The organism is Bradyrhizobium forestalis (assembly GCF_002795245.1).
Lineage (GTDB): Bacteria > Pseudomonadota > Alphaproteobacteria > Rhizobiales > Xanthobacteraceae > Bradyrhizobium > Bradyrhizobium forestalis.
The window spans coordinates 1-14,998 of the sequence record NZ_PGVG01000057.1 but is presented as its reverse complement, the minus strand read 5'-3'; the positions used below and the strand labels follow the sequence as shown (position 1 = coordinate 14,998).

The 14,998-nt window shown below is 64.5% G+C and carries 16 protein-coding genes; 12 read left to right on the top strand and 4 right to left on the bottom strand.

Features of this window, described 5'->3' with window-relative positions; translation table 11 throughout:
• The first annotated feature begins 100 nt into the window (after positions 1-100).
• Positions 101-370, top strand: a complete 270-nt coding sequence (gene rpmA, locus CVM73_RS35625) for a 50S ribosomal protein L27 (RefSeq protein WP_008538809.1) — start codon at positions 101-103, stop codon at positions 368-370.
• A gap of 148 nt (positions 371-518) precedes the next feature.
• Entirely contained in the window at positions 519-1,112 is a 594-nt protein-coding gene (locus CVM73_RS35620; protein ID WP_167407240.1) for a GNAT family N-acetyltransferase, read from the top strand.
• Between the two features lie 50 nt (positions 1,113-1,162).
• On the opposite strand, the gene CVM73_RS35615 is transcribed toward CVM73_RS35620, so the two are convergent.
• Positions 1,163-2,077, bottom strand: a complete 915-nt coding sequence (locus CVM73_RS35615) for a DMT family transporter (RefSeq protein WP_100236417.1) — start codon at positions 2,075-2,077, stop codon at positions 1,163-1,165.
• Positions 2,078-2,346: 269 nt separating this feature from the next.
• On the opposite strand from CVM73_RS35615, the gene CVM73_RS35610 reads away from it, so the two are divergent.
• From CVM73_RS35610 to CVM73_RS35600, 3 genes are all read left to right on the top strand, one after another.
• Positions 2,347-2,829 carry a MaoC family dehydratase gene (locus CVM73_RS35610; RefSeq protein WP_167407239.1) on the top strand — a complete coding sequence of 161 codons (483 nt, stop codon included), beginning with the start codon at positions 2,347-2,349 and terminating at the stop codon, positions 2,827-2,829.
• A gap of 84 nt (positions 2,830-2,913) precedes the next feature.
• Positions 2,914-3,954 carry a GTPase ObgE gene (gene obgE / locus CVM73_RS35605; RefSeq protein ID WP_100236415.1) on the top strand — a complete coding sequence of 347 codons (1,041 nt, stop codon included), beginning with the start codon at positions 2,914-2,916 and terminating at the stop codon, positions 3,952-3,954.
• A gap of 70 nt (positions 3,955-4,024) precedes the next feature.
• The gene (locus CVM73_RS35600; RefSeq protein ID WP_100236414.1) at positions 4,025-5,659 is read left to right on the top strand and encodes an alkaline phosphatase family protein; all 1,635 of its coding nucleotides are present in this window, start codon (positions 4,025-4,027) and stop codon (positions 5,657-5,659) included.
• A gap of 139 nt (positions 5,660-5,798) precedes the next feature.
• Here the strand turns inward: CVM73_RS35600 and CVM73_RS35595 are convergent, their stop codons facing one another.
• Positions 5,799-6,764 carry a Bug family tripartite tricarboxylate transporter substrate binding protein gene (locus tag CVM73_RS35595; RefSeq protein WP_100236413.1) on the bottom strand — a complete coding sequence of 322 codons (966 nt, stop codon included), beginning with the start codon at positions 6,762-6,764 and terminating at the stop codon, positions 5,799-5,801.
• A 191-nt stretch (positions 6,765-6,955) separates the two neighbouring features.
• Between CVM73_RS35595 and proB the strand changes: the two genes are divergently transcribed.
• Positions 6,956-8,077, top strand: coding sequence for a glutamate 5-kinase (gene proB, locus CVM73_RS35590; protein ID WP_100236412.1), 1,122 nt, complete (start codon positions 6,956-6,958; stop codon positions 8,075-8,077).
• Positions 8,078-8,094: 17 nt separating this feature from the next.
• Here the strand turns inward: proB and CVM73_RS35585 are convergent, their stop codons facing one another.
• Together CVM73_RS35585 and CVM73_RS35580 are read right to left on the bottom strand one after the other, a co-directional pair.
• On the bottom strand, positions 8,095-8,283 hold the full coding sequence (locus CVM73_RS35585; protein ID WP_245452523.1) for a type II toxin-antitoxin system RelE/ParE family toxin: 189 nt from the start codon (positions 8,281-8,283) through the stop codon (positions 8,095-8,097).
• Positions 8,284-8,370: 87 nt separating this feature from the next.
• Positions 8,371-8,649 carry a type II toxin-antitoxin system ParD family antitoxin gene (locus CVM73_RS35580; protein WP_100236410.1) on the bottom strand — a complete coding sequence of 93 codons (279 nt, stop codon included), beginning with the start codon at positions 8,647-8,649 and terminating at the stop codon, positions 8,371-8,373.
• A 193-nt stretch (positions 8,650-8,842) separates the two neighbouring features.
• On the opposite strand from CVM73_RS35580, the gene CVM73_RS35575 reads away from it, so the two are divergent.
• From CVM73_RS35575 to CVM73_RS35550, 6 genes are all read left to right on the top strand, one after another.
• Positions 8,843-10,138 carry a glutamate-5-semialdehyde dehydrogenase gene (locus tag CVM73_RS35575; RefSeq protein WP_100236409.1) on the top strand — a complete coding sequence of 432 codons (1,296 nt, stop codon included), beginning with the start codon at positions 8,843-8,845 and terminating at the stop codon, positions 10,136-10,138.
• 19 nt (positions 10,139-10,157) lie between these two features.
• Positions 10,158-10,802, top strand: coding sequence for a nicotinate-nucleotide adenylyltransferase (locus tag CVM73_RS35570; protein WP_167407238.1), 645 nt, complete (start codon positions 10,158-10,160; stop codon positions 10,800-10,802).
• 207 nt (positions 10,803-11,009) lie between these two features.
• Positions 11,010-11,366, top strand: a complete 357-nt coding sequence (rsfS, locus tag CVM73_RS35565) for a ribosome silencing factor (protein ID WP_100236408.1) — start codon at positions 11,010-11,012, stop codon at positions 11,364-11,366.
• Positions 11,367-11,505: 139 nt separating this feature from the next.
• Positions 11,506-11,988, top strand: coding sequence for a 23S rRNA (pseudouridine(1915)-N(3))-methyltransferase RlmH (rlmH, locus tag CVM73_RS35560; RefSeq protein WP_100236407.1), 483 nt, complete (start codon positions 11,506-11,508; stop codon positions 11,986-11,988).
• A gap of 32 nt (positions 11,989-12,020) precedes the next feature.
• Positions 12,021-13,364: a murein hydrolase activator EnvC family protein gene (locus CVM73_RS35555; RefSeq protein ID WP_100236435.1), complete on the top strand. Its 1,344-nt coding sequence runs from the start codon at positions 12,021-12,023 to the stop codon at positions 13,362-13,364.
• The gene (locus tag CVM73_RS35550; protein ID WP_100236406.1) at positions 13,361-14,719 is read left to right on the top strand and encodes a S41 family peptidase; all 1,359 of its coding nucleotides are present in this window, start codon (positions 13,361-13,363) and stop codon (positions 14,717-14,719) included. Before CVM73_RS35555 ends, CVM73_RS35550 begins: the two co-directional genes overlap by 4 nt.
• Positions 14,720-14,998: the final 279 nt, after the last annotated feature.

Here is a 14,998-nt window from a genome sequence, read left to right as displayed (position 1 = left end):
CGAATTGATCACGCCAATTCACGAATTGATGCGTGAGAAGTTTTGAAATGATTCCGTCAAGGAATTGATCTAGAAATACGCAGGATTTCGGAGACGAGCCATGGCTCACAAAAAAGCAGGCGGTTCATCGCGCAACGGACGCGATTCGAAGGGCAAGCGCCTCGGTATCAAGGCGTTCGGCGGGGAGATCGTCACTCCCGGCAACATCATTGCGCGTCAGCGCGGCACCACCTGGCACCCCGGCCTTAATGTCGGCATGGGCACGGACCACACTCTGTTCGCCAAGATCGAGGGCCGCGTTGCGTTCCAGGCCAAAGCCAACGGCCGCACCTTCGTATCGGTACTCCCGATCGCAGAGGCTGCTGAATAGACGGTGGATCAAATTGGAGTCCGCCGGTCCCGACTGAACCGGCGGAGTCCTAGAGATCACAAGAGATCGAAGGCTCCAGGGGGAGGCGGGAAACCGGCCTCCCCTTTTCTTTGCTCACTTTGACTTAGTGACTTTCACGGAGCCGGACATGTTGCAGGATTTCTCGAGCGTGACCTTGCGGGAGGCGAGACCAAGCGTCGTCGCCACCGAGCGGCTGACCTTGCGGCGGCCGACCCTCGCCGACGTCAGGACCATCGCCCGACTCGCCAATGACCGCCGTATCGCCGAGAACACCCGCCGCCTGCCGCATCCCTATTCGCAGGACGACGCCGCCGAATTCATCCGCGCCACCGCCGAACCCGGCAGCGAGACCGTGTTCCTGATCGAGCACGATACCGGGCCGGTCGGCATGGTCGGCATCGATTGCTCGAAGCCCGACAATGCCGAGATCGGTTACTGGCTCGGCGTCGAGCACTGGGGCCAGGGCTTTGCCACCGAGGCCGCGCGCGGTGCGATCGACTTCTTCTTCGAGGAGTTCGAGGACGGGCATCTCTATGCCGGCGCGCGCGTCACCAACCCGGCCTCGCGCAAGGTGCTGGAGAAGTGCGGCTTCCAGTGGAGCGGCGTCCAGCTGCACCGTTTCCTGGCGCTGGGCTCCTCGACGCCGGTCGACTGCTTCCGTTTGTCGCGCGGGGTGTGGGCCTCGCTGAAGAGCTGGAGCAGCGCGCGACGGATGAGGTAGGGCCGGCGATCACCCTCCCCTGAAGGGACCCTGAAGGGGGAGGGTGGGCCTTACGCCGGCGGATTCACCTCCGCGCTCTCACGCCCCAAATCCCGCTCACGCAGATAGATATAGAACCCGGCGCCGATGATGATCGCCGCGCCGACGAGGGTTGCGATGGACGGGACATCGCCGAACACGACGAAGCCGAAGATCACGGCCCAGACGATCATCGAATATTGGTAGGGCACGACGACGCTGGCCGGCGCGAGCTTGAGCGAACGGTTGACGCAGAACAGCGCGGTCACCGACACGCATCCCGCCAGCGCGAAGATCACGAGGCTGCCAGGGGTCGGCGGCACCCAGTGGAATGCCGACAGCACCGCGCCCAGCGAAAACGTGCCGACGAATTGCGAGGACGCCATCACGATGTCTGGCGTCTTGCGCAGGCTGCGGGTGATCAGCATCAAGGTTGCAAACGACAGGCTGCCGCCGAGCGCGATCAGTGCCGGCAGGCTGACGGTCTGCGCCGACGGGCGCAGGGCGATCAAGACGCCGCAGAAACCGATCAGGATCGCGGTCCAGCGCCGCCAGCCGACCTTTTCCCCTAAGAAGATCGCCGACATCGCGGTGACGAAGATCGGACCGGCGAGATAATAGGTGATGACGTCGGCGAGCGGCAGGTAGACGGTTGCGAGGAAGAACGCGGCGACCTCGAGCGTCGAGAGCACCACGCGAAACAGCTGCAAGCCCGGCCGCTCCAAATGCAGGAACTGGTGACGCTGCTTCCAGACCAGCGGCGACAGCAAGAGCAGCGCCGCGCAGGCCCGCAGGAACAACAGCTGTCCCACCGAATAGGTCCCGACCAGGAATTTGCCCATGGCATCGCCGAACGAGAACATGAAGATCGACAGCACCATCAGTGCAATGCCGGCCAGCCGCGCGGAGCGATCGTCATAGGCGGAGAGATTCTTGAAGAAGGGCATTGGTAAGAGTGCGAATTCGGAGGCTCGTCATTGCGAGGAGCTCTTGCGACGAAGCAATCCAGACTGCTTCAGCGGAGGCAGTCTGGATTGCTTCGCTCCGCTCGCAATGACGGGCGGAGAGAGCATCGGAAAACGGCGACTAGAGTCGCTTGCGGTCGTTTTAATGACGTGGGCAACAGGGACAAGCCCGCCACGCTGAATTGAACGGATTGTCGCACTCTTCGCATCGCGGTAGCGATAGGCGTCTCACGAACAAAAAGAGCATGGACATGACCGACTTCGATCCAACCCAGCATCGCATGATCCCCACGCAACGCTGGTTTGAGGATTTCGTCGTCGGCGAACGTTTCATTTTGCCGAGCCGAACCCAGACCTCGGCGGTGTTCGCCGCATTCCAGACCGCGAGCGGCGACACCCATCCGGTGCACTACGACGTGGAATATTGCCGCGCTCGCGGTATGCCGCATCTGCTCGCCCACGGCTTCCAGACCTTGATCCACACCGCACCCGGCGCGGGCCTGTTTCCGTTCATGGTCGAGGAGTCCCTGGTCGGCTTCCTCGAGCAATCGAGCCGGTTTCTCAAGCCGGTGTTCGCCGACGATACGATCTATCCCGCGCTCGAGGTCACGGAGCTGGTGCCGGGACGCACCACCGGCGTCGTCACGCTTCGCAGCACCGTGTTCAACCAGCGCAAGGAGCTGGTGCTGGAGGGCACGCAGAAATTCCTGATCCGGCGCCGGCCAACTGGTTAATCACGGCTCCAAAGTCGCGGAGATTCCGCCGCTTCTCAGTCAATTCGGGTTGCCGGAGGGGGCCGGCTGGCCTACCTATGGCCCATGAAATTCCTCGACGAAGCAAAGGTCTATATCCGCTCCGGTGACGGCGGGAACGGCTGCGTGGCGTTCCGCCGCGAGAAGTTCATCGAATTCGGCGGTCCCTCCGGCGGCAATGGCGGCCGCGGCGGCAATGTCATCATCGAGGTTGCCGACGGGCTCAACACGCTGATCGACTACCGCTACCAGCAGCATTTCAAGGCCCAGAAGGGCGAGAACGGCATGGGCTCGGACCGCCATGGCGCCAACGGCAAGAACATCGTGCTGAAGGTGCCTGTCGGCACGCAGATCTTCGACGAGGACCGCGAGACGCTGATCCACGACTTCACCAAGGTCGGCGAAAAATTCGTGCTGGCCGAGGGCGGCAATGGCGGCTTCGGCAATGCGCATTTCAAATCGTCGACCAATCGCGCGCCGCGCAACGCCAATCCCGGCCAGGTGGGCGAGGAGCGCTGGATCTGGCTGCGCCTGAAACTCATTGCAGACGCCGGCCTCGTCGGCCTGCCCAATGCCGGCAAGTCGACGTTCCTCTCCAAGGTCAGCGCGGCGAAGCCGAAGATCGCCGACTATCCCTTCACCACACTGCATCCGCAGCTCGGCGTCGTGAATGCCGACGGCCGCGAATTCGTGCTCGCCGACATTCCCGGTCTCATCGAAGGCGCACATGAAGGCGCCGGCCTCGGCGATCGCTTCCTCGGCCATGTCGAACGCTGCCGCGTGCTGCTGCATCTCGTCGACGCAACCTGCGAGCACGCCGGCAAAGCCTACAAGACTGTGCGCAAGGAGCTCGATGCCTATGGCGGCCAGCTGACCGACAAGATCGAGATCGTCGCGCTGAACAAGATCGACGCGGTCGAGCCGGACGAGCTGAAGAAGCAGAAGGACCGCCTGAAGCGCGCCGCCAAGAAGACCCCGCTGCTGCTCTCCGGCGTGACCGGCGATGGCGTCAAGGAAGCGTTGCGCGCGCTTGCGGAGGTGATCGGCGAACACCCGGTGTCGAGCAAGGCCAAGAGCGCGGCTGAAGCAGAGCCCTGGTCGGCTTAAAGCCGACCCGCTTGTCTTCGCTAGCGCAATAGCGCAGCATCAAACAATCAAGAAACAGCAGGGGCGAAGCATGGCGCGCGCGAAGAACGTTCTCTGGATCATGTGCGACCAGCTTCGCTACGATTATCTCGGCTGCACCGGCCATCCCACGCTGAAGACACCGAACATCGACGCCATGGCCAAGCGTGGCGTGCTGTTCAGCAAAGCCTATGTGCAATCGCCGATCTGCGGTCCGTCGCGGATGTCGTTCTACACCGGGCGCTACATGCGCTCGCACGGCTCGCACTGGAACGGCTGGCCGTTGCGTGTCGGCGAGCCCACGCTCGGCGATCATCTCAAGAAAATCGGCGTGCGCAACGTGCTGGTCGGCAAGACCCACATGGCGCCCGATCTCGAAGGCATGAAGGCGCTCGGCATCCCGCCGGAATCGATGATCGGCGTGCACGTCGCCGAATGCGGCTTCGAACCTTACGAGCGCGACGACGGCCTGCATCCGACGGGGCGGCCGCGGCCGAAATACGATGAGTATTTGCGCAGCCAAGGTTTTGAAGCCACCAATCCCTGGGAGCATTGGGCCAATTCGGGTGCGGCTGACGACGGCTCGCTGCAGAACGGCTGGCTGCTGGTGCACGCCGACAAGGCCGCGCGCGTGCCGGACGAGCATTCCGAGACGCCCTACATGACGCGGCGCGCGATGGACTTCATCACGGAGGCCGAGACCGATGGTCGGCCGTGGTGCCTGCATCTATCCTACATCAAGCCGCACTGGCCCTATATCGCGCCGGAGCCCTATGCCAGCATGTATTCGACGTCGGATATCATTCCGGTGATCCGCTCCGAGCGCGAGCGCTCGAGCCCGCATCCGGTGTTCGGCGCCTATATGGACATGCGCTACTCGCGCAACATGGCGCGCGATGAGGCCCGCGAGAAGGTGATCCCGACCTATATGGGCCTGATCACCCAGATCGACGACCAGATGGGCGTGCTGATGCAATTCCTGGAGGAGCGCGGGCTGCTGGACACGACGATGATCGTGTTCACCTCCGATCATGGCGACTATCTCGGCGATCACTGGATGGGCGAGAAGGATCTTTTTCACGAGCAGTCGGCGAAGATTCCGCTGATCATCATCGATCCCACCAGGGAGGCCGATGCCACGCGCGGCACGCGCAGCGACGCGCTGGTGGAAGGGATCGATCTCGCGCCCACCTTCGTCGATTATTTCGGCGGCAAGGTGCCGGGCCACATCCTCGAAGGACGTTCGCTGCTGCCGCTGCTGCGCGGGCCCACGCCGTCAGATTGGCGCAAGGTGGCGTTCTCCGAATACGACTACGCCATGCAGGACGTGCGGCTGAAGCTCAACCAGCCGATCGAACGCTGCCGCCTGTTCATGGTGTTCGACGGCCGCTGGAAATACATCCACGCCTCCGGCTTCCGTCCGATGCTGTACGACCTCGAAACCGATCCGGAAGAATATGTCGATCGCGGCGACGATCCGGAGTGTGCAGGGATCATCGCGCGGCTGCAGGCCGAGCTGTTCGACTGGGCGCTGCATCCGAACGACCACATCACGACGCCGCGCGAGAAAATCGCGGCCTATGCGGACAACCAGCTGCAAGTGAGGGGCGGCGTTTTGATCGGTATCTGGGACGAGAAAGAACTCGCCGCGATCAAGGACGGGATAGCGCAGCGCGCGAAGATGTAGAGCGAGCAGTCCAAGCTCTCTCAACTCGTCATGCCCGGGGCTCGACCCGGGCATCCACGTCTTGCGTCAATCGCGGTTGGGCGTGGATGGCCGGGTCAGGCCCGGCCATGCCGGCGGAATGCGGGGTGCTGGCAACGCCTCAATTCTCGATCTTGTATCCCGTCGCCTTCACGATCGGCTGCCACAACGCGATGTTCGCTGCGAGCTCCTTCGTCAATCCTTCCGGCGTCGAGCCGACCGGAATGAGCCCGATGGCCGTGAGCTTCTCCTTCACCTCGGGCTTGGCAAGCGCCGCGCTCGCGGCCGCGCCGAGCTTGCTCGCAAACTCCGGCGGGCTGCCGGCGGGAAGCCACATGCCGTACCAGGCGTCGGCAACGAGATCGATGCCACTCTCCTTCAGAGTCGGGACCTCAGGCGCGAACGGCGAGCGTTCCGCGCTCGCGACCGCGATGATCTTCACACCCTTGGCGCGATGCTGCGGCAGCGCATCGGCCAATGTCGTGATGCCGAACGAGATATGACCACCGACGATGTCGTTGAGAATGGGCGCGCTGCCGCGATAGGGCACGCGGGTCAAGGGAATGCCGAGATCCTTCTCGAGCTTGGAGCCCATGAAATGCGGAATGGTGCCGTTGCTCGGCACCCCGAACGAGGTCTTGTCCGGATGCGCTTTCAGCCACGCCACGAAGCTCTTGAAATCGGTGGCGTCGACCGCCGGGTTGATCACCAGCACAAATTCGAACCGCGCCAGCAGCGACACCGGCATGAAATCCTTGGCGGTGTCGAAGCTCGGTGTCGTCTCCACCATCGGCAGCAGGTACATGGTCGGCCCCGTCGTCACCAGCACCATGCTGCCGTCAGGGCTTGCGCCCTTCACCGCCTTGATGCCGATCAGGCCGTCGCCGCCGGTGCGGTTCTCGACCACGATGGTCCGCTGCAGCGCCGGGGCCATCTCCTGCGCGATCAGCCGGCAGAGCGTGTCGCCGCCGGCTCCGGCCGCGAACGGGAAGATGACCTTTGTGAGACCGGCTTGCGCTTGCGCCCCGCCCGCCTGCGCTAGGAGTGGCAGCCCCAAGCATCCGGTCATGAATTTGCGGCGGTCCATACGTTTCCTCTCCAGTCCTGTTTTTGGTTGCCGGCATTAGAACCGGAACGGCGTCCAAGACAAGGCCGCCGTCGGCCGTTTATCATCTCGCCCGCCTTGCGCCGGCCATCGTCCTGCTGCAAAAGCAGGCCTTACCGGCGCCGCTTCTCGTTCCGCCGTTTCCAAGACAGAGCAGATCGTCCAGGCGCACTATGGCCAGCCCCGAACTCAGTCAATTCCGCCGCATCGTCGTCAAGGTCGGCTCCGCGCTGCTGGTCGATTCCGACAGGGGCGAAGTGCGGGCGTCCTGGCTCGCCGCGCTCGCCGACGACATGGCCAAGCTACACAAGGAAGGACGCGACGTCCTCGTCGTCTCCTCCGGCTCAATCGCGCTTGGCCGCAGCCGGCTCAAGCTGCCGCGCGGTCCGCTGAAGCTGGAAGAGAGCCAGGCCGCCGCCGCGGTCGGTCAGATCGCGCTGGCGCGGATCTGGTCGGAGGTGCTCGGAGCGCACGACATCGGCGCCGGCCAGATCCTGGTGACGCTGCAGGACACCGAGGAACGCCGCCGCTATCTCAATGCGCGCTCCACCATCGGCAAGCTCTTGGAATGGCGCGCGATCCCCGTGATCAACGAGAACGACACGGTCGCCACCAACGAGATCCGCTACGGCGACAATGATCGCCTCGCCGCGCGCGTCGCCACCATGGCGAGCGCCGACCTGCTCGTGCTGCTGTCCGACATCGACGGCCTCTACGACGCGCCGCCGAAGAACAACCCGAACGCCAAGCTCATTCCGGTGGTCGAGAGCATCTCCTCGGAGATCGAGGCGGTGGCTGGCGATGCCGAGTCCGAGCTATCGCGTGGCGGCATGCGCACCAAGGTCGAGGCGGCCAAGATCGCCACCACCGGCGGCACCCACATGCTGATCGCCTCCGGCAAGATCGAGCATCCCTTGCAGGCGATCGCCGACGGCGGCCGCTGCACCTGGTTCCTGACGCCCGCCAATCCCATCACCTCGCGCAAGCGCTGGATCGCGGGGACGCTGGAGCCGAAGGGCACGCTGACCATCGATGCCGGCGCGGTGACGGCGCTGCGCGCCGGCGCCAGCCTGCTGCCGGCCGGCGTGATCAAGGTCGAGGGCCAGTTCGCCCGCGGCGACGCCGTGATCGTGCGCGGCCCCGATAGCAGCGAGGTCGGCCGCGGCCTGATCGCCTATGACGCCGAGGTCGCCGAACGGATCAAGGGCCGCTCCTCCCCGGACGTGATGGCCATCCTCGGCATCAGCGGGAGGTCGGAGATGATCCACCGCGACGATCTGGTGGTGGGCGGGTAGTACGAGCCGACGCTCAGCTATTGCATGTCGTCGGCATTGATATCCTGACGGCCGTGCATGACGCGGACGACCTCGACGCCGTCTGGTGTTGGGACGTAGAAGATCAGGTAGTTGCCAACCGGAAAGCTGCGCAACCCTGTACGCAATTCGCTTCGTTCGCGACCGGCAAACGGTGTCTCGGCAAGCATGTCGAATGTTGCTTCGATACGGACGAGCAGCGTATCGGCCGCTCTCGGATTATCTGCGGCGATGTAGTCCCAGACGCCGTAAGGTCGATTTCTGTCTGCGGACTCTTAAGGGGTCTTTTTGGCATTTTTGGTCGCCAGACGTTTCCGACCTTCCGACTTGATCCGCTCGAACATGTCGCCGACCTCTTCCATCGGCCCGCTGTCAAAGCCTTTCTGGATTGCCTCCCGCAGCGCCTCCAGCTTGACCTTGCGCCGCTCCTCGCGCTCCTCGACCAGGCGAAGGCCTTCGCGCATGACCTCGCTGGCGCTAGCGTAGCGCCCGCTCTCGACGAGACCGTCGATCAGGTCCTCAAAGTGCTTGCCAATGCTGTAGCTGCTCGCCATGGGACCGCTCCGTTATCAAATATTGATACTTATTGATATTCCAGTGGCCCGCAAGGCTTCGTGTGATCCTCAACCCAACCCGGCCATTGGCCGAGCCGCCGGCGTCCGCCGGGCCCCAGCCATACCCTCCCGACCCTTCGCAAAAGCGGGATTTCCGTGCTAGGACACCGCCTTAGCAGAAGGTTGAACCCCCATGGCCGCCCCCCTCAAAGCCGTTGACGGCAATGCCGATCTCCAGGCGCTGATGTCCGATCTCGCTAGCCGTGCCCGCGCCGCCGCGCGCGTGCTGGCGCTGGCGCCGCCGGAGCAGAAGAACCGGGCGCTGGAAGCCATGGAGCGGGCGATCCGCCAGAACGCCGCGGCGATCCTCGCCGCCAATGCCGAGGACGTCGCGGAAGCCCGCGCCTCCGGCAATGCGACCTCCGCCTTCATCGACCGCCTGACGCTGACGCCGGCACGGGTCGAAGGGATGGCCGAGGGCATCGGCATCGTGCGCGGCATTGCCGATCCGATCGGCGTCGTCACCGAGAGCTGGCAGCGGCCGAACGGCATGACCATCGAGCGCGTGCGCGTGCCGCTCGGCGTCGTCGGCGTGATCTTCGAGAGCCGTCCGAACGTTGCGGCCGATGCCGGCGTGCTGTGCCTGAAGTCGGGCAATGCCGTGATCCTGCGCGGCGGCTCGGACAGTTTTCGATCCTGCCGCGCCATCCACGACTGCCTGGTGCAGGGCTTGCGCGAAGCCGGCCTTCCCGAAGCTGCGATCACGCTGGTGCCGACGCGCGACCGCGCCGCGGTCGGCATGATGCTGTCGGGACTGAACGGGGCCGTCGACGTCATCGTGCCGCGCGGGGGAAAAAGCCTCGTCGCGCGCGTCGAGCAGGAAGCGCGCGTGCCTGTCTTCGCGCATCTCGAAGGCGTCAATCACGTCTATGTCGATGCCAGCGCCGACCTCGCCATGGCGAAGTCGATCGTGCTCAACGCCAAGATGCGCCGCACCGGCGTCTGCGGCGCGGCCGAGACGCTGCTGGTCGATCGTGCCGCTGTTGCGAAGAACCTGAAGCCGCTGGTCGAGATGCTGCTCGATGCCGGCTGCGAAGTGCGCGGCGACGACGCCGTGCAGAAGACCGATGCACGCGTCAAGCCTGCCAGCGAGGACGATTGGGACACCGAATATCTCGACGCGATCATCGCGGCGAAGGTGGTGGACGGCGTCGACGGCGCGATCGCACACATCCAGAACCACGGCTCGCATCATACCGACGCAATCGTGAGCGCTGACGAGCGTGCGGCGACCAAATTCCTGAGCGAGGTCGATTCCGCGATCGTGCTGCACAACGCCTCGACGCAGTTCGCCGATGGCGGCGAGTTCGGTTTCGGCGCCGAGATCGGCATCGCCACCGGCCGCTTCCACGCCCGCGGCCCTGTTGGCGCCGAGCAGTTGACGAGCTTCAAATATCGCGTCCACGGCACCGGACAGACCCGGCCGTAGACGTCGCGAGGCGCGGGCATTGAGCAACAATTTCGTCGTGCCGCGTTTCGTGGCCCAAGCGGTCCCTCCCCACACGGAGGGTATGCGCATCGGCCTGCTCGGCGGCTCGTTCAACCCGCCGCATCAGGCCCATCGCGCGATCAGCCGGTTCGCGCTCAAGCGATTGCAGCTCGACCGAATCTGGTGGCTGGTCACACCGGGCAATCCGCTCAAGGAGAACGGCAATCTGCACGAGCTCGGCGCGCGCATGCAGGCCGCGCGCAACGTCGCCAACGATCCGCGCATCGAGGTGAGCTGTCTCGAATCCGTCATTCGCACCCGCTATACTATCGACACGATCAACACCTTGCGCCGCCGCTTCCCTGGCTTGCGCTTTGTCTGGATCATGGGCGCCGACAATCTCGCTCAATTCCATCGTTGGCAGGACTGGCGGCGCATCGCCGCCCAGGTGCCGATGGCAGTGATCGATCGCCCGCCGCAGAGCTTTCGCGCCCTCAGCTCGCCCGCCGCCCAGGCGCTATCGCGCTACCGTCTGCCCGAGGATAAGGCCGCCCTGCTTGCAGATCGGCCGGCGCCGGCCTGGGTGTTCCTGACCGGATTGAAGCTGAATCTCTCCTCAACGCGCCTGCGGAACCCGGACGGAAGCTGGAAAGGTACGAACTGAGACGAATGTGCGGACATGGTGTGGACTACGGGCTCTCTGGCATATTGAAACCCTTAACCCCACATGATGTAGTGTAACCAGTGAGCGTCGGATTCGGCGTTCGCGATACAGTGAAAGGAATGGTCCCTGACCGCATCTGTATTGTCCAAGCCTGTTTTACCCAAGGTTACCAAACCTACGCGTAAAACATCGACCAAAGCTGCGGCCTTGAAGGCGCAACCCGACGCCGACAAGACGCTGAGCCTGATCCTCTCCCGCCTCGAGGACATGAAGGCGGAAGAGACGGTCACCATCGACCTTCGCGGCAAATCGGCATACTCCGACTACATGATCGTCACCACCGGCCGGGTGAACCGGCACGTCGGTGCGATCGCGGAGAATGTCACGAAGGGCCTCAAGGAAAACGGCATCAAGAACATCCATGTCGAGGGCTTGCCCAATTGCGACTGGGTGCTGATCGATTCCGGCGACGTGATCGTGCACGTGTTCAGACCCGAGGTGCGCGAGTTCTACAATCTCGAGAGATTGTACACGCAGGGCCCAGGGGCGGCGAAGGCGATCTAGGCTCATCGAGCCGACTTCGAATCGGCTGACGCGCGTGCTAGCGTCGTGCGCGCGCGTGTTGCGCGCGGTCTTTGAAAACGCGACCCCGAAGCCACGACCCTAAAAGCCACGATCCCGAAGACGTGGTCCTAGAGACGCCATGCGTGTTGCTGTCATTGCGGTGGGCCGGCTGAAGCAGGGCCCCGAACGCGAGCTTGCCGACCGCTATTTCGAGCGGTTCGACGAGGCCGGCCGCAAGCTTGGATTCCGCGAGCTCAGCATCCACGAAATTCCCGAGAGCCGCGCGCGCGACACCGCGACGCGGATGGCCGAGGAGGCCGCGGCGATCTCGGCGCATATTCCGGACAAGGCGATCCTGGTTGCGCTGGACGAGCGCGGCCAGAATCTCGACTCCACCGTATTCGCACGGCATCTGGCGCGCTGGCGCGACGAGGGCGCCGGACATACTATCTTCGTGATCGGAGGGGCGGACGGACTTTCGCCCGAATTGCGCCGTAAGGCCAAGCTCGCGATCGCGTTCGGCTCTGCGACCTGGCCGCACCAAATGGTCCGCGTCATGCTTCTGGAACAGCTTTATCGGGCCGCCACCATTCTGGCCGGCCACCCCTATCACCGCGCGTGATGCGCGCCACAACGAGCACCTTTGCCGACACGATGCGAGCGCCGCTCCTCAACCTGTTGCTGATCACCAGCGTCGCCGGCGCAAGCCTTGCGCAAGCTCAGACGGCGACACCGCAGACCGCCGCGGTCTCGCCCGAGGCGATCAAACAGCGCGAGCAGGAGCTCGAGGCCGCCCGCGCCAGGCAGAAGAGCGCGGAAGAAGCGCAGGCCAAGCTCAAGGTCGAGATCACCGCGCTCGGCCAGGACCGCACCCAGCTCAATCAGCAGCTGATCGAGACCGCCGCCAACGTGCGCGCCGTGGAGACCAAGATCGACGAGGCGGAAGCGCGACTGCGCGCGCTGAACGGCCGCGAGCAGCAGATGCGCGCTTCGCTCGATTCGCGCCGTGCCGACATCGTCGAGGTGCTGGCGGCCTTGCAGCGCGCCGGCCGGCGCACGCCGCCGGCGCTGCTGGTGCGGCCCGAAGATGCGCTGCAGTCATTACGCACGGCGATGCTGCTCGGCGCCGTCGTGCCGGAATTGCGCGGCCGCGCCGAGAAGATCGCGGGCGAGCTCGGCGAGCTCGTGGCCTTGCGCAAGACCATCGCCATCGAGCGCGACCAGCTCGCCTCCGACCGCGACAAGGTCCGCAACGACCAGACCCGGCTCACCGCTTTGGTCGACGAGCGGCAGCGCCAGCAGGCGGCACGCGAAAAGGACTTGGACGCCGAGAATTCGCGCGCCATCGCGCTATCAAAGCAGGTCGGCGATCTCCAGGGGCTGATCGCCAAGATGGAGCAGGACCTGCAAAGCGCCGCCAGGGCGGCCGAGAAGGCGGCTGAGGCTGCAAAGCAGGCCGAGGCCAAGGCGGCCGCCGGCGCCAACTCCAGCGCCAACTCCAGCGCCAAGTCGGGCCCGGGCGCTTTCAAGGACAAGTCCCGCACCACCCCGGCGATCGCCTTCGCCTCGGCCAAGGGCCTTCTGCCTCTTCCGGTTAACGGTAACAAGATCAGGGATTTTGGCGGTTCCGACGGGGTCGGCGGGGTGCAGAAGGGTATTTCGCTGGCCACCAAGCCCGGCTCCCAAGTCACGACGCCGTGTGACGGCTGGGTGGTCTATGCGGGCCCATTCCGCAGCTATGGACAACTCTTGATCCTCAATGCCGGGGGCGGGTATCATGTCCTGATCGCCGGGATGGAGCGCATTTCGGTCAACATCGGACAGTTTGTGCTCACGGGGGAGCCGGTCGCGACCATGGGGTCGACATCTCAAGTCGCCTCCATTCTCGCCACGAACGCGAGTCAACCTGTGCTGTATGTCGAGTTCCGCAAAGACGGCACTCCAATCGATCCAGGCCCATGGTGGGCCGCAAATGAAGGCGAGAAGGTTCGCGGATGATGCGCAAGACTTCAGTAATCCTCCTCAGCGCGGCCACCGGTGCGGCGCTGACGCTGTTCGTGACCCAGCCGCGCGCGGTGTTCATGGGCTCCAGCGCGCGAGCCGCGACCGCGGATACCTATCGCCAGCTCAACCTGTTCGGCGACGTGTTCGAGCGCGTGCGCTCCGACTATGTCGAGAAGCCCGACGACACCAAGCTGATCGAATCCGCCATCAGCGGCATGCTCACCGGCCTCGATCCGCATTCGAGCTACATGGACGCCAAGAGCTTCCGCGACATGCAGGTGCAGACCCGCGGTGAGTTCGGCGGCCTCGGCATCGAGGTCACGATGGAAGACGGCCTGATCAAGGTGGTCTCGCCGATCGACGACACGCCGGCCTCGCGCGCCGGCGTCATGGCCAACGACATCATCACCAATCTCGACGACGAGGCCGTGCAGGGCCTGACCCTGAACCAGGCGGTCGAGAAGATGCGCGGCCCGGTCAACACCAAGATCAAGCTCAAGATCATCCGCAAGGGCCAGGACAATCCGATCGAGGTCACCCTGGTGCGCGACAACATTCGCGTCCGCTCGGTGCGTGCGCGCGTCGAGCAGGATGACATCGCCTATATCCGCATCACCACCTTCAACGAGCAGACCACCGAAGGCCTGAAGCGCGAGATCTCCAACCTCTCGAACCAGATCGGCGACAAGCTCAAGGGCTACATCATCGATCTGCGCAACAACCCGGGCGGCCTGCTCGAGGAAGCCGTCACCGTCTCCGACTCGTTCCTGGAGAAGGGCGAGATCGTCTCGACCCGCGGCCGCAATGCCGAGGAGACCCAGCGCCGCACCGCGCATGCGGGCGACCTGACCAAGGGCAGGCCGGTCATCGTGCTGGTCAATGGCGGCTCGGCGTCGGCCTCCGAAATCGTCGCCGGCGCGCTGCAGGATCATAAGCGCGCGACGATCGTCGGCACGCGCTCGTTCGGCAAGGGCTCGGTGCAGACCATCATTCCGCTCGGAAGCGGCAACGGCGCGCTGCGGCTGACCACGGCCCGCTACTACACGCCGTCGGGCAAGTCGATCCAGGCCAAGGGCATCGTGCCCGACATCGAGGTGCTGCAGGACGTGCCGGACGAGTTGAAGTCGCGCACCGACACCAAGGGCGAGGCTTCGCTGCGCGGCCATCTGAAGAACGATGGCGACGAGAAGACCGGCTCGCAGTCCTACGTCCCGCCGGATGCCAAGGACGACAAGGCGCTGAAGCTTGCCGGCGACCTGCTCCACGGCATCAAGAACAGCGCCTCCGCCGCACCCACGCCGGGTGGCGACAGCAAGGCGACGACCGACAAGCCCAAAGCGGCGAACTAAGTCGGCGCATCACGGATTTTCTCGAAAAGGGCGGCTTCCTGAAGCCGCCCTTTTTATTTGGAACTCGCGCTCGCAGTTCGGAGGAGCGGGTGCTTCTTAACCTCTCCCGCATGCGAGAGCTTTGCGCAATGTCTTGTGCGGGAGTGAGGTTCGATTTCGGGCTTTTTTTGAACGACCTCGGGCGTCGGGCGCGAAGTGGACAGGTCCGTTTTCGCGGCCGATCGGTGGTGGCGGTCGATGGCAGTCATGCTGCGGCCCCTACGGGCTGCAGTACCGCCC

Coding starts and splice junctions, on each gene's coding strand:
- obgE (WP_100236415.1), top strand. CDS start 2,914: ATGAAATTCCTCGACGAAGCAAAGGTCTATATCCGCTCCGGTGACGGC.
- rlmH (WP_100236407.1), top strand. CDS start 11,506: ATGCGTGTTGCTGTCATTGCGGTGGGCCGGCTGAAGCAGGGCCCCGAA.
- CVM73_RS35610 (WP_167407239.1), top strand. CDS start 2,347: ATGACCGACTTCGATCCAACCCAGCATCGCATGATCCCCACGCAACGC.
- CVM73_RS35555 (WP_100236435.1), top strand. CDS start 12,021: ATGCGAGCGCCGCTCCTCAACCTGTTGCTGATCACCAGCGTCGCCGGC.
- CVM73_RS35600 (WP_100236414.1), top strand. CDS start 4,025: ATGGCGCGCGCGAAGAACGTTCTCTGGATCATGTGCGACCAGCTTCGC.
- CVM73_RS35615 (WP_100236417.1), bottom strand. CDS start 2,077: ATGCCCTTCTTCAAGAATCTCTCCGCCTATGACGATCGCTCCGCGCGG.
- CVM73_RS35620 (WP_167407240.1), top strand. CDS start 519: ATGTTGCAGGATTTCTCGAGCGTGACCTTGCGGGAGGCGAGACCAAGC.
- CVM73_RS35575 (WP_100236409.1), top strand. CDS start 8,843: ATGGCCGCCCCCCTCAAAGCCGTTGACGGCAATGCCGATCTCCAGGCG.
- CVM73_RS35580 (WP_100236410.1), bottom strand. CDS start 8,649: ATGGCGAGCAGCTACAGCATTGGCAAGCACTTTGAGGACCTGATCGAC.
- CVM73_RS35595 (WP_100236413.1), bottom strand. CDS start 6,764: ATGGACCGCCGCAAATTCATGACCGGATGCTTGGGGCTGCCACTCCTA.
- rpmA (WP_008538809.1), top strand. CDS start 101: ATGGCTCACAAAAAAGCAGGCGGTTCATCGCGCAACGGACGCGATTCG.
- proB (WP_100236412.1), top strand. CDS start 6,956: ATGGCCAGCCCCGAACTCAGTCAATTCCGCCGCATCGTCGTCAAGGTC.
- CVM73_RS35550 (WP_100236406.1), top strand. CDS start 13,361: ATGATGCGCAAGACTTCAGTAATCCTCCTCAGCGCGGCCACCGGTGCG.